General features: G+C 36.0%; 15 protein-coding genes and 1 pseudogene. 3 read left to right on the forward strand and 13 right to left on the reverse strand.

Annotated elements, in window-relative coordinates:
- Positions 1-70 precede the first annotated feature (70 nt).
- On the reverse strand, positions 71-796 hold the full coding sequence (locus AC1DJR_RS05955; protein ID WP_044443117.1) for an NAD-dependent protein deacylase: 726 nt from the start codon (positions 794-796) through the stop codon (positions 71-73).
- A 287-nt stretch (positions 797-1,083) separates the two neighbouring features.
- Here AC1DJR_RS05955 and AC1DJR_RS05960 point away from each other — a divergent pair.
- Positions 1,084-2,387 (forward strand): annotated as a pseudogene (locus AC1DJR_RS05960) (peptide MFS transporter).
- A gap of 497 nt (positions 2,388-2,884) precedes the next feature.
- Here AC1DJR_RS05960 and pcp read toward each other — a convergent pair.
- The 9 genes from pcp to AC1DJR_RS06005 all read right to left on the reverse strand — a co-directional run bounded on the left by pcp (position 2,885) and on the right by AC1DJR_RS06005 (position 9,901).
- Entirely contained in the window at positions 2,885-3,532 is a 648-nt protein-coding gene (gene pcp / locus AC1DJR_RS05965; RefSeq protein WP_477002211.1) for a pyroglutamyl-peptidase I, read from the reverse strand.
- Between the two features lie 16 nt (positions 3,533-3,548).
- Positions 3,549-4,511: a DUF979 domain-containing protein gene (locus AC1DJR_RS05970; RefSeq protein WP_477002212.1), complete on the reverse strand. Its 963-nt coding sequence runs from the start codon at positions 4,509-4,511 to the stop codon at positions 3,549-3,551.
- A 1-nt stretch (position 4,512) separates the two neighbouring features.
- Positions 4,513-5,208: a DUF969 domain-containing protein gene (locus AC1DJR_RS05975; protein ID WP_002127994.1), complete on the reverse strand. Its 696-nt coding sequence runs from the start codon at positions 5,206-5,208 to the stop codon at positions 4,513-4,515.
- Positions 5,209-5,242: 34 nt separating this feature from the next.
- Positions 5,243-6,016, reverse strand: a complete 774-nt coding sequence (pxpA, locus tag AC1DJR_RS05980; RefSeq protein WP_429688496.1) for a 5-oxoprolinase subunit PxpA — start codon at positions 6,014-6,016, stop codon at positions 5,243-5,245.
- Positions 6,017-6,034: 18 nt separating this feature from the next.
- Complete coding sequence (locus tag AC1DJR_RS05985) at positions 6,035-7,024, reverse strand: 5-oxoprolinase subunit C family protein (RefSeq protein ID WP_429692092.1); 990 nt, start codon at positions 7,022-7,024, stop codon at positions 6,035-6,037.
- Positions 7,015-7,728, reverse strand: coding sequence for a 5-oxoprolinase subunit PxpB (gene pxpB / locus AC1DJR_RS05990; protein WP_107886660.1), 714 nt, complete (start codon positions 7,726-7,728; stop codon positions 7,015-7,017). Before pxpB ends, AC1DJR_RS05985 begins: the two co-directional genes overlap by 10 nt.
- Positions 7,729-7,742: 14 nt before the next feature.
- Positions 7,743-8,495: an IclR family transcriptional regulator gene (locus AC1DJR_RS05995; protein ID WP_429688494.1), complete on the reverse strand. Its 753-nt coding sequence runs from the start codon at positions 8,493-8,495 to the stop codon at positions 7,743-7,745.
- Between the two features lie 153 nt (positions 8,496-8,648).
- Positions 8,649-9,200: a signal peptidase I gene (gene lepB, locus AC1DJR_RS06000; protein WP_477002213.1), complete on the reverse strand. Its 552-nt coding sequence runs from the start codon at positions 9,198-9,200 to the stop codon at positions 8,649-8,651.
- A 23-nt stretch (positions 9,201-9,223) separates the two neighbouring features.
- Positions 9,224-9,901 carry a copper homeostasis protein CutC gene (locus AC1DJR_RS06005; RefSeq protein WP_429688493.1) on the reverse strand — a complete coding sequence of 226 codons (678 nt, stop codon included), beginning with the start codon at positions 9,899-9,901 and terminating at the stop codon, positions 9,224-9,226.
- Positions 9,902-10,088: 187 nt separating this feature from the next.
- Here AC1DJR_RS06005 and AC1DJR_RS06010 point away from each other — a divergent pair, with 187 nt between their 5' ends.
- Complete coding sequence (locus AC1DJR_RS06010; protein WP_429688591.1) at positions 10,089-10,562, forward strand: hypothetical protein; 474 nt, start codon at positions 10,089-10,091, stop codon at positions 10,560-10,562.
- Positions 10,563-10,701: 139 nt separating this feature from the next.
- On the opposite strand, the gene AC1DJR_RS06015 is transcribed toward AC1DJR_RS06010, so the two are convergent.
- A complete protein-coding gene (locus tag AC1DJR_RS06015) occupies positions 10,702-11,409 on the reverse strand; it encodes an ArsR/SmtB family transcription factor (protein WP_429688492.1) in 708 nt (235 codons plus the stop codon).
- A gap of 69 nt (positions 11,410-11,478) precedes the next feature.
- Between AC1DJR_RS06015 and AC1DJR_RS06020 the strand changes: the two genes are divergently transcribed.
- Positions 11,479-11,949 carry a DinB family protein gene (locus AC1DJR_RS06020; RefSeq protein ID WP_477002214.1) on the forward strand — a complete coding sequence of 157 codons (471 nt, stop codon included), beginning with the start codon at positions 11,479-11,481 and terminating at the stop codon, positions 11,947-11,949.
- Positions 11,950-12,146: 197 nt separating this feature from the next.
- On the opposite strand, the gene AC1DJR_RS06025 is transcribed toward AC1DJR_RS06020, so the two are convergent.
- Both AC1DJR_RS06025 and AC1DJR_RS06030 read right to left on the reverse strand, forming a co-directional pair.
- Positions 12,147-13,295, reverse strand: a complete 1,149-nt coding sequence (locus AC1DJR_RS06025; RefSeq protein ID WP_477002215.1) for an acyl-CoA dehydrogenase family protein — start codon at positions 13,293-13,295, stop codon at positions 12,147-12,149.
- 154 nt (positions 13,296-13,449) lie between these two features.
- On the reverse strand, positions 13,450-13,677 hold a 228-nt coding region (locus tag AC1DJR_RS06030; protein ID WP_477002216.1), incomplete at its 5' end, for a YdcF family protein.

Raw genomic sequence — 13,677 nt, forward strand, 5'->3', positions numbered from 1 at the left:
TCATTCACCTCAGTTTCTTTACGAAAACAAAAACTTTCATTCACCTCAGTTTCTTTACGAAAACAAAAACTTATTTAATCGAAGATAACCCTTTGGCAAATTCACCAATCTTATTTTGAAAAACAAAATCAAAATTGTATTCTTGCCCTGTTAACTCTTCATTTACTAAAATTGTTGTTGCACCTACTTCTCTCTTTGCGATTTCTGGGAATGAAGCGACAGGTTGCACTTTTAATGACGTTCCCATTACGAGAAGTACATCTGTTTCATATAAACGTTTTATTGCATTTTGATATTGTGGYARYGTATCTCCGTATAAAACAACATCTGGGTTTAGAATGAAATTACACTTCCCGCAACGCGGTACTTCATGATCAATCATATATTGTAAATCATATCCCGTTTTACACTTCGGACAATGYGCAGTTTGMAGTGTTCCATGTAAATCAATTACATGTTTACTACCACCTACTTGATGCAAACCATCAATATTTTGCGTTAAAATCGTTATGTCTTTCCCTTGTTCTTCTAGCTCCGCTAAAAAGCGATGCCCTCGATTTGGTTTATATTGATGAAACGTATTAATTTGAAAGATTTCTTTATAATGCTTCCAAAACTCTTTCGGATTTCTATTATAATAGCCTCTCGACAAATACATCTCTACATTCGCATCAGCATATAATCCATTTGCTGAACGAAAATCTGGGATACCACTTTCCGTACTTGCACCAGCACCTGTTAACACTGTAATTTTCTTTGCTTTTTCTAATATCGAACGTACTTCCTCATATTGCACAAAAATCACCTCTATGTATATTCCTATACTTATTATACCAGTTGTTTACAGTAGGTGTTGTACAATTCATTTTACTTACTTCATTGCATGAATTAACCCCCAACTTTTTTTGGTGTAATTAAAATTTCAAAGATAACTACTGTTCAATTAAAATAAAGTTATCATTTAGAAAGCAGCCAGAAGGCTGCTTTTCTTCATCGATGGGCTTAGATAGTTATGGACTACTGGGAGCCTCTTAAGTTATACTTGTATAATATTAAAAATTAATAAGGGGTAATATTAACATTATGAAAGAAAAAAACGAACTTGTTCAAAGTATTCCTCAAACAGGATTTTTTGGGCATCCAAAAGGATTATTCTCTTTATTCTTCACTGAGTTTTGGGAAAGGTTTTCTCATTACGGAATGAGAGCTATTTTACTGTATTATATGTACTATTCGGTCGCAAAAGGTGGATTAGGAATTGAWCAATCTACCGCAACCTCGATAATGGCAATTTACGGTTCCTTACTGTTCATGTCTAGTATTATCGGTGGATGGATATCGGATCGTTTATTTGGTCCAAGTAAAACCGTATTCTTTGGTGGCGTTTTAATTATGATTGGCCATCTTATTTTAGCTTTACCGGGTAGTAAAAGTGCGTTATTTATCTCTATGGTCTTCTTAGTTCTAGGAACAGGGTTATTAAAGCCTAACATATCGAACATCGTAGGAAGTTTATACAGTGAAACAGATGCGCGTCGTGACTCAGGGTTCAGTATATTCTACATGGGTATTAACTTAGGTGCCTTACTTGCACCTTTAGTTGTCGGAACATTAGGTCAGCAATATAATTTCCACCTTGGTTTTGGAGTTGCGGCAATTGGTATGGCAATTGGGTTAGGGGTATTTGTTGGAACAAAACAGAAAAACCTTGGTCTAGTCGGTACGCAAGTACCTAATCCATTATCAGATTCGGAAAGAAAAAAGACTATTAAGTATTTCAGTGTTGGTCTATTGCAGCTACAATATTTTGGTCTATACAAGAACAAGGTGCTATTATCTTAGCGACATACGCGGATCAACGAACTCAATTACAGTTCAATGGAATTACATTGCATTCCGCTTGGTTCCAATCATTAAGTCCAATCTTTATCGTAACGCTTGCCCCGATTTTTGCATGGGTTTGGATAAAGTTAGGCAAGAAGCAGCCTTCAACGGCAAAAAAATTCGCTATTGGATTGCTATTTGCAGGTTTATCATTCTTAGTTATGATTATTCCGGCTTTAATCAACGGTACTCACTCTTTAGTGAATCCTATGTGGTTAGTCCTTAGCTTCTTTTTAATTGTAATTGGAGAAGTTTGTTTATCTCCTTCAGGGTTATCAATAACGACGAAGCTGGCTCCATCTGCTTTCTCTTCGCAAACCATGAGCTTATGGTTCTTATCAACTGCGTCTGCGCAAGCAATAAATGCCCAAGTTGTTAAACTGTATAATCCTGCAACAGAAGCAATTTACTTTGGTATTATTGGTGCTATCTCCATTTTAGTTAGCATCCTGCTGTTTACATTATCATCAAAAATCCAAAATTTCATGAAGGGACTTCAATAACGGTCTCTTATTGAAATGAACAAATACAAGTTTCTATGTGAAGAGTAGCCAAATAGGTTACTCTTTTTTGTAAAAGTTAGATAAATATCGYATTCTTACCGTACTTATATTTAAATTTATCAGTTTTGAAAAATCATAGTACAATTAACAATTCTGATGATTATCTCTTACCCAGTTATACTTTACTAATGGAAAAAATTCACTCTGTTTGTTTTACATAAAAATGGTGTGATATTTTTATCACACCATTTTAAAATCATTACTTTGTATGTCTTTGAGTTTATCAGAACTTAACTTTTTATCCATTCATATAGACGAAAATTCTACATCATTAAGAAACTATTTAAAAAGTTTCCTTTTATTTGGAACAATTCCATATTTGTTAGAATACTCCCATTGCAACCTTTCCCTTTATATTCTATACTGCATCTTCAATTACAAAATACAAACACACAAAGAGGGCTGCATCAGCCCTCTTTAATTAACATGCTTTTTACTTAATGCGTCGCACCGCCGCACGCTACAATATCTACTTCCACTTCCGTCGCTACCTCAATTGCCAATTCTATCCCTTTACTAATCGTAGAAAGTGACATACTCGGTTGACCTGGATAATTGCTCGCTTGCTCTGGTAAGAACGGAATATGAACAAATCCGCCTTTTATTTTCTTATTATGTTTTTCTAGTTCGTGCATGAGACCATAGAATAAATGATTACAAACRAATGTACCTGCMGTTTGTGAAACAGAWGMYGGTATACYTTCTTCRCGAAGTTTTTTCACGATTGCTTTCATCGGAAGTGTAGACCAATACGCAWTAGGTCCTTCTTCTACAACCGGCATATCCACCGGCTGATTTCCTTCATTATCAGCAATTCTTGCATCATCAATATTAATCGCTACACGCTCTATCGTAATATCTGGTCTGCCCCCAGCTTGTCCAATACATATAATCATTTCAGGCGACAACTCTTCTATATACTCTTTTAATACTCTTATTGATTTATGAAATACGGTTGGAACTTGTTTACTAATAATCTTGTACTCTCCGATTGTTTTTTCATGCAAACTTTTTGCGACTTCCCAAGCTGGGTTGATACTTTCTCCCCCGAACGGATCAAATCCTGTTACTAATACTGTTTTCATAGTTTCACTCTCCTAATTAGAAACGATATACAAGGCCGTACATAATAAACATATTTATAATAAAAATGGAAAGAGCAATTGGTACTTGTGCTTTAATGACTGCATTTTTATCTTTCAATTCTAAAAGCATCGCAGGTACGATATTAAAGTTTGCTGCCATTGGAGTAAGCAGCGTTCCGCAATATCCAGCAAACATACCGAGTGCTGCCATAATAGCTGGATTCCCTCCGTGCATTTGTACAATTAGAGGTAAGCCGATTCCGCCAGTGATTACTGCAAACGCTGCGAATGCATTCCCCATTACGACTGTAAATAGCATCATTCCTAAACAATACGCCATAACAGCAACGAATGGATACTCTGTCGGYAACACTTGTCCGACTAAATCAGAAACAACTTGWCCWACGCCAGACTTCGCGAAAATACCRCCAAGTGCMGCTAACATTTGTGGTAAAATAACTGCCCAACCGACAGCYTGTARTAACCTACTTCCTTCTTGAACAGGCGTTGTTATTTTGGATTTCGTAATACGCATCGCCGCAATGAATGCGAGTAATGCTCCTAACGCTAATGCAACTAATGTCACTTTATCTGGATCAACAAGTGCGACATTTCCCCATTTGATTTTCCCTAACGTTAACGTACCGATTATCGTAAAAATAGGAATTAATAGTGCAGGCATGAAAATTTTATTCTTTAATTTCTCAGCATGTTTCACACGTTCTTGCACTGGTACTTCTTTCTCCTCGGATTTTGTTACTTTATTTAATGAAGCAAAAACAACCATAACAAGCACAATACARCCAACRTAAAACGAAGGGATTACATTTCCGAATAAAAATGTAACTGCAAACAATGCCCAAAATAAACTAGAACCGAATCGGTTTGGATGCTCACGATCAAATGCAATACGAACAGCGATAAATGCAACGATTATACCTAATACATAATAAATTGTATCCATTGTTATGATGTTCATCTTATATAGCCTCCTTCTCTTGGTTTTCTTCTGCCTTCATTGTTTTCTCTATATACTTGTCAAACCTTCTAAACCTAATCCAGCTCACAATAAGTGCCGATATCGCAGTTGGAATGCCCCAAAGCGCCATATCCCATACACCGACATGCATACCTACTGAATCGAAGAACCCTTTCATTAATAAAATGGCTCCAGTTGCGATAAAAATATCTTCTCCGAAAAACCAAGCTGTATTTTCCGCAGCTGCTGCATTTGCTTTTATCTTTTCTCTCAATTTTTCAGGGAGTTTACCATATTTACCTTGCGCAGCTCCTTCTGCCATTGGCGCAACAAGCGGTCTTACCGTTTGCGCATGACCACCAATATTTAGTCCAAGTGCTGCTGATGATTCTCTTATCGTAAAATATGACATTAATACTCTTCCAGTTGTTGCTCCTTTTGATTTCGTTATAAGTGCTTCTGCTCTTTCTTTTAAACCATAACGCTCTAAAATTCCGATTACCGGTAAAGTTAATATGATTGGCATAGACATATATCTGTTTTCTATGAAAAATTTACCGAACATGCTGATCACATCATAAAAACTTAAGCCTGAAACCATACCAGTAACAATACCCGCAACCATAACTACTAACAGTGTATTTAGCCTAAATAAAAACCCAACCGCAACAAGTAAAATCCCAATTAATTTCACCAATTTTAACACTTCCTCTCATTTTTAATCCCGCTAATTAAAGTTTCACTTTATTTGGTGCGCATATAGAAATACCATTAAGTTCGAATGTTCTGTATATTTTTCCCGCAAATTGGACTGCTTTCTCTCCATCCCCGTGTAAACATATCGTTTGCGCTTGAACTGCTACTTTCCCCCCATTAACCGATTCTACATACCCTTCTTTCACCATTTGAAGTACTTGTTTTATTGCTTCATCTTCATTTTTTATAAGAGCATTTTCTTCTGTACGGCTCGTTAAAGTTCCATCCTGCTTATACGTRCGATCAGCAAAAGCTTCTTGTACGAGAGTTATATTATATTTTTCTGTTGCCTTTATAAATGCCTCACTATTCGCTAATCCGTAAAGTAATARTCCAGGRTTAATATGATAAATTGCCTTTGCGATTGCATCCGCAATTTCCGAATCAGTTGCCGCCATATTATATAAGGCACCGTGCGGTTTTACATGTTGCATTTTCGCTCCGGCAGCTTTAACAAATCCGTCTAATGCGCCAATTTGATATAAAACATAATCGTATACTTCACTTGCTGAAACGTTCATATTCCTTCTCCCAAATCCAATTAAATCAGGAAATCCAGGATGTGCCCCTATTGCTACGTTATGCTGCAGAGCTTTTTCAACCGTTTGCCGCATAACGGACGGATCACCCGCATGAAAACCACAAGCAACGTTTATAGAGGAAACGAACGGAAGAATTTCATCATCATTCCCCATTTTATAAGCTCCAAAACTTTCTCCTAAATCACAGTTTAAATCGATTTTAGTCACGATGTTTTCCTCCTAATCTCAGCTTCGTAAAGCGATGAATTTCTTTAATAGACTCATACTTGTTTCCTGCTTTATATATAATTGTGCAGCTTCTTCCATAGTTATTTTTTCAAAAGTTACGTAGTCTCCTGGTTTCAGCTGCGCTAGAAGAGGTAAATCTACTGAAATTACATTTCCAATTCTCGGATAACCACCTGTCGTTTGTCTATCAGCCATTAATATAATAGGCTGTCCACCATTTGGTACTTGAATTGTTCCGAATGTAACTGGGCTCGATAAAATTTCTATCTCTTCAACTCTATTTAAAACATCTCCGTCAAGCCTATATCCCATGCGATCAGCATAATTGGACACTTTATACTCTTTCGAAAAAAACGACTTTATACTTTCTTCTGTAAATTGATCATATTCAAAGTCTGTTATGACGCGAAGAATAGGATGCTTCTTATATTTTGGTAAAGCATTGTTACAAATTGCCCACTTCGTTTTTATACGCTTTTCTTCTTGTAAATTTTGAATGAAACGACTTGCAACTTCTGCCCCTGTACCAATTTGAAAATAATCTCCTTTTTTCAGCATTCTCCCTTCAATACCGCCAAGAGCAGCACGTATGTAAGTACTTTTACTTCCCATCGTACGATCAATATTTATACCGCCCGCAAAAGTCACATATGCTCTGCAACCGCTTTTCGCTTTTCCGAGGCAAAGCATGCTTCCTTCTTCAGCTAATATAGGGCGCCATAATGGAATGCGTTCTCCATTTAATAACGGTTCCATATCCGCACCGCCAATCGCAAGCAAAGTCGTTTTCTTTATTAACAATTTAGGTCCCATTATTGTAATTTCGAGTCCAGCCTCATTCTCCTCATTACCTACTAACATATTAATCATCCTGAGCGCACTTTTATCCATAGCACCGCCAACAGGTACACCGTATTGTTGATAATGAAATCGCCCTAAATCTTGGATTGTTGTAAACATTCCTGCATGCAAAATCTCTACATCCATTCTTTAGCCCCCTCAAGCGATACGTACTCTCCTTTTGTTATTGGTATAAATCGTAAATACATACCACTTTGAATATATGTTGGTGTTTCTTCTTTTGGATTAAATAGAGAAATAGGTGTTCGGCCGATAATATTCCAGCCTCCTGGTGTTTCAAGCGGATAAATACCCGTTTGATTTCCGCCAATCCCTACTGAACCAGGAGCGATTTGTAACCGTGGTGTTTCTTTTCTAGGTGTTTCTAGTTCTTTTGATAATCCCCCTAAATAAGGGAATCCAGGTGTAAAACCTAACATGTACACGAAATATGTTGTTTCACTATGTATTCGAATAACATCCTCTACTTGTAAGCCTTGATAATGCGCAACTTCTTCTAAATCAGGTCCATATTCTCCCCCGTAACACACTGGTATAGAAATATGTTTCACATCTCGGTTCACTTCTTCTTTATAWGAATCACAYAGCTCCCGTATATACTGGCAAACGTAATCATATGGTCTTATATTTCTATCATTTCCCTTCCATACTTCGTACAAATTGTAGTACACCGCTAATGAAGTAAACGACGGAACGCATTCAACCATTCCTGCAAATGGATGCCGCCTCAGCGCTTGAAATAACCGTTGCACTTTTTCATATATATCCATCCCAATTTCTTCACCAAATGTAACAATAATTGCTTGATCCCCTAACGCAGAAAATTTCATCCCACTCCCTCTTTCTATGCCCAAAAGCCGAGTTCTTTCGAAATGCGGTATGCTGTTTCTTTCACTTTCGCAGTAAAATATGAAATATTACTTTCGCTATACTCAATTGCCAATCCCGAAATACTAATGCCAGCTATAACAGTTCCATCATTTGCAAAAATTGGTGCCGCTATAGCCGCTGTATGATTTTCTAATTCAGAGTAGCTAATTGTGTACCCTTCTTTTTTCGCCATATGTAATACTTCTAACAAATGCTCCTTATTCACGATCGTTCCATCTGCAAACTGCTTTAAATCTGTTTCCTCTACGTACTTTCTTTTCTCTTCCTCAGAAAAATACGATAGTAAAATTCTCGGACATGCACCCGCATAAAGCGGTGCTCTTCTTCCAACCGCCGTATAAACACGTACTGGCTGAACTCCTTCCATCTTCTCAACGTAAATTGCGTCATTACCATCTTGAATAATTAAATTTACTGCTTGCCCTAAACTATCCCTAAGCTCTTTCATATAAGGTATCGCAATATTTCTTACGGATAACCTTTGTGAAACAAGTTGACCAAATCGTAAAAAAATGACTCCGAGACGATACTTGCCCTTTTCTGTTTTTTGTAAAAAGTCCATTTCTTCTAACGAACCAATTAAACGATAAACAGATGTTTTCGGCATATTCGTAAGCTGAACCATCTCTGTTAAACTTAGCTCTTCATGCTCATAAAACAACTCCAAAATATCCATTGTCTTAACTGCCGTTTTATTTATACTCATCCTATCTCCTTCKYGTTCCGAATTTYGGAACTACAATTCCGTTTTTCGAAACAAACATATAATTAAAATTATAAAATATTCTTTCAATTCTATCAATATWTTTTTCACAAAYAAAAAAAGTATGGAAGATTATATTTCTCCCATACTTTTTGTTTATAATGCTCTTACTTGTTTCAACGGCCAGAAAACAGCTTGTCCTTTTCCGACAATTTCATCTTCTGAAATAAATCCAAACATACGACCGTCTTTAGATACTTCACGATTATCTCCTAAAACAAACACTTGGCCCTCTGGCACTTTCGTTTTCCCTGTGATTTGTTCTAACGTAAAATCAGGAGTTAATACACGACCTGATGCCTTTTCTTTAAATTCTTTTAAATACGGTTCTTCCATCGCTTTTCCGTTTACGTATAAAACATCATTTTTATACTCAACTGTATCACCTGGTAAACCAATTACTCGTTTTACTAAGTCGTACCCTTCTTTTCCGTGGAAGACGATAACGTCAAAACGATCTAACCCGCTTATACTATAACCAATCTTATTMACGAGAACTCGCTCATTATTTTCTAAAGTTGGCATCATCGAYTCACCTTGTACTAATGRCGGCGTAAATAGCACCCCACGAACGATAAAGGCAATCGCAAGKGTAATACCTATCGTTTTAATCCATGAGATCAATTCTTTCTTCGTACTTGTCTTCATCGTTTCTCCTCTTTCTTAAATACTTACTTTATTATTTCAACTAATTCTTGTACTAACTTTAGGTCAATTTCAGAAAAACATGACTTACCTTCTCTAACCGCTGTACCTACATGCGCCTGCGTAATTCCAGTTTCATCTAGCAATTGCTTTACATTCTCTTTCGTTACTCCGCTTCCGACAACAAGCTGTATATTCCCTTCACTTTCCTTCTTCATCTCTCTAAGCACCGGAATATTATCTACTACATTTCCTTGTCCGCCTGAAGTTAACACGTGAGTAACTTTATTGAATTTTTTCAAAGCTTTCATCGCTTCTACTGGATTTTCTGTATCATCTATCGCACGGTGATACGTTACATTTATTCCATCTACAACAGATAATACATCTGCTAATTTCTCTTCATCAACTTCATTTTGTTCGTTTAACACACCTAATACAACACCAGCAGCTCCAAGATTTTGAGCAACTACAATATCTTCTTTCATCATTTCAATTTCTTCTTCCGTATATGTAAAAGACTTCGCATGCGGACGAATCATAACATGAACTGGTATTTGCACTGCTTCTACTGCTTTTTTTATAAAAGCATAGCTCGGTGTTAAACCACCTTCTGTATATGATGAAATGAGTTCAATTCGATTTCCACCAGCCTTTTCAATTCGCTTCACATCTTCTAAACAAGTTGCAATAACCTCTAGCATGAGATAACCTCTTTTCGTACTTTTTTCTTATTATACAGTAGGTGAAATAAGAAACATAGCATTCCACTATAAAACTACAAAAAGAAGAATGAAAAGAAAGATTTTTTCAATTGATAATAAATATCATATATGTTATGTTTTTCTTAAAATTATACATTCTTATATTCTTATAAGAGGAGATAAATATATACTTCTTACAAAAAAACGGTTCGTTATCTCTAGTTCATTTATTGTAATTGCATCACTTTGCGCGATTACTTTATTAACAAAACCAAATACAAAACTAGATTCCTCAACTTCAAGTATAGAAACAGAAACGATTACCCTTTCATCAAGCAATAAAGAAGAATTTCAAACCTTTCATTCATCTTCATTTAACAATACACATACATTCCGCGGGGACATGGGTACTGGATTTGACTTTAGTGGTCTCGGTGACCTAAAAGTCACAGTTGAAAATACCGGTACAAATTCATTTACATATTCAATCAAATCAAAAGATGAAGAGAAACTAGTAAGACATACAATAAAACCAAATGAAGGTAAAACATTTACTTTGCGTTCATTAGTTACCTCTCCTGAGCCAGGGTACTATTATTTATCCGCTTATAATGAAGATGGATCTGAGAGTAATATGAGGCTTGAGGTGCAACCGGAATAATGCAAAAAGTAATATAATGGAGAGTATATCGCTAAAAGCGAAGATGGATGTTTAAACATATTTCAGTCTAATACTTACTTACATCGAATCTAAACTCACCCAATGAAAAAGTCCGTCATTTTGACGGACTTTTATAATTTCAAGCGTTTCTTTCCTCAGTTTTCATATCAATGCCTAATTGATCTTCCAATAACTTTACACCTTTTTTTGTAAGATGAACGGCTCGATTCTTATCCGTTTTTGTAATCCATTCCTGTTCAAAAAACAGTTTTGCTATTGCAGATCCTAACCAACCAGAAATATGGTAGCGTCGTTCACTCCAATCAAGACAAGTTTTTGCAAATACCCTCCTTTTTATATCGGCCTTATCAATATTTATTCCAAAATTCAGAAACCACTCCTTACCTTGTTCCGTTACAATATATTCTCCGTCCTCTAAAATTATAAATTCCCTATCTAGTAATTTTTCAGCTATCTCTACACCGAGCTTGCCTGCAAGATGATCATAACAAGTTCGAGCATAGCGAACTTGTTTTAGTTGATCCGATTGTTTTAAAGAGCGAACTTCAACTGTTGGTGCGATTGTCCCTAACTTTTCAATAACTTCTGCTACCTCTTGATTAGCGAGTCGATAATAACGATGTCTACCATGTTGTTCAACTGTAAGTAGATTCCCCTCTACTAATTTAGAAAGATGAGAACTAATCGTTGGATGTGACACTTTTGCCATATAAGCCAATTCGCTAGCAGGTAGTGCCTGATTATTCATTAGACAATCTAAGATGATTGCTCTTGTAGGTTCAGCAATTAATTTAGCTATATATGAGATATTCGGATATACATTCATATTTCGATGATACCCTAACTGTTAAATTGATACAATTATTTTAAGTTTAATAGTAAAGGAGAATTTATTATGAATGCAATTGATCTTAGTATATTAAATTTGAAAGAAACGAGAAGGCGCTCAGAAAAATTATGGAATTCTCTTCCCGATAATTTTCTTAATTGGAAGCCTGATAATGAGGTTATGTCTTTTGGTGAGATGATTMGTCATGTATGGAGCTCAACTTTTTACTATCATATGATTTTAAAAAACAATGGCTCAATAAATGACATACATATCCCATATGATGACGAGCCAATTACTTGTGTAAAAAAAGAAATTGAATTGGCACAATCATACTTTACTGACTTCATAGAATATGTTCAATCAATAAGCATAGCAGAGCTAGACTCAAGACTTATTGATCGAAGCGATGTTGGCTATCAAAGATATTTAGGCGACATGCTATTACGAATTGCCTATCATGATGCAGTCCATGCAGGTCAATTTTTACAATATTTACGAATGATAAACTTGGAAAGGCCTTTAATTTGGGATTAAAAGTTGCCAAACTAACATTGCAATAAATATTCTTTCAGCCAATAACAATCCAAAATCATGATAACCATTTATATTAAAAATCTACATCTCAATTTGGTACGTCGTACACATAAAAAGCACGTGTTCGATTACTAATCAAACACGTKCTTTCAAAACAACTATATTGTCCATAGACAATAAAATGTAAGTTTAAAAAACTACGACCGAAACGCCGCATCCGCGAGCATAGAAAGTGTTACATCATCCATCGGCGGATTGTGTAGTCCTGCTCTGACGTTTAAATAATAGTGGTGAAGCGGATTTTTTTCAGATAAACTTTTCGCTCCTACGATGCGCATTGCTTTATCTACAATAGATATTGCCGCGTTCGTTACAACATATTTCGCAGCTGCTAGTTCAGCTTGCAATGATAATTTATCTTCTGCCTCATCGTATTTTTTCGCAATTTGATATAAAAAGACGCGAGCTTGCATCAGCTCAAGTTCTAATTCTCCAACTAAYCTTCTAACATTCGGTAATAAACTWATAGAATGATTTAAACTRTTTGGCTTGTATGATWCCGCAAACTGAACTGCATAATTTCTTGCTGATTGTGCAATTCCTAAATAACATGCAGGTATATGTAGCAACCAGCCAATACCCTTAGCTTTAACTTTTGAACCCTTTATATCAGTGAAAAAGCGATCTGGTATCTCTACATTTTGTAAAACGAGATCATGGCTCGCAGTTCCTCGCATAGCAATACTATCCCACGTCTCTTCAATTGATACGCCTATCGTATTCTTTGGAATGACAAACTCTCCGATWTCTTCCCGGCCTTCAATACTTGCTGAAATAATGAAATAATCTAGCACTGGTGCCATAGTCGTAAAAGTTTTTCTTCCACTTATAACCCACTTATCACCTTTTTTGACAGCTAACGTCTCTGGTTTCCCGCCGCGCGTAGGACTACCTGTATTCGGCTCTGTCGCTGCTCGATTAAAGAGTGCGCCATTACACACTTCTTCACAAAACCAAGTGAACATTTCCTCATTCCAAGAACGATTTTCAGCTAATTCCTTTACAATGCCAAGGTGCCATCCAATTGATAATGCGGTAGCACCGCAGCCTTCTGCTATTTTCTCTTGAAATAAAACGAAGTCATATAAAGAAATCGCATTGCCTCCCAATTCTTTTGGCAACGTTAATTTCGTATATCCGATATCTTTCAAATTATTAATATTTTCATACGGAAATGATCCTAATTCACTTAGTTGATGCTCCCTTTCCATGAACTTCGGAATCAATTTATTTATTTKTTCAATAACTAAAGATTGTTCTTCTGTTTCAACAAATGAGAGTGCCATACATAATCTCCTTTATGTCCGATTCAWAAACCGTTCATTTTGTCATTATGATTATATGAAGTTACTTCTCTATTGTTTCACTATTCCGATAAAAATACAATGCTTTTGAACAATAAGAAAAGTTCCTATAAAAAAGATAGGTTCTTTTCTTATATTAATCCCCTTTCAATGCCTTTAATGGCAAAGAGGTTACATATCCAATATACGAGCATAATTCTTTAAAAAAGAAAGGGATTTCTGTATCTAACGTTTTATACGCTGACGTTGGAGTTGGTGATRCATACGCTTCAATTTTAATATGTTTYGCAATTYTCATCGCACGYTTCATATGAAGTGGATCACTYACAATCGTATATGTGCGTATTCCGTTCTCTATTCCAAC

It is taken from the genome of Bacillus sp. 05T31, from assembly GCF_056396725.1.

Excerpts from the sequence above, each read along its gene's own strand:
- AC1DJR_RS05985 (WP_429692092.1), bottom strand. The coding sequence starts at position 7,024 with ATGGATGTAGAGATTTTGCATGCAGGAATGTTTACAACAATCCAAGAT.
- AC1DJR_RS05995 (WP_429688494.1), bottom strand. The coding sequence starts at position 8,495 with ATGAGTATAAATAAAACGGCAGTTAAGACAATGGATATTTTGGAGTTG.
- AC1DJR_RS06005 (WP_429688493.1), bottom strand. The coding sequence starts at position 9,901 with ATGCTAGAGGTTATTGCAACTTGTTTAGAAGATGTGAAGCGAATTGAA.
- AC1DJR_RS06015 (WP_429688492.1), bottom strand. The coding sequence starts at position 11,409 with ATGAATGTATATCCGAATATCTCATATATAGCTAAATTAATTGCTGAA.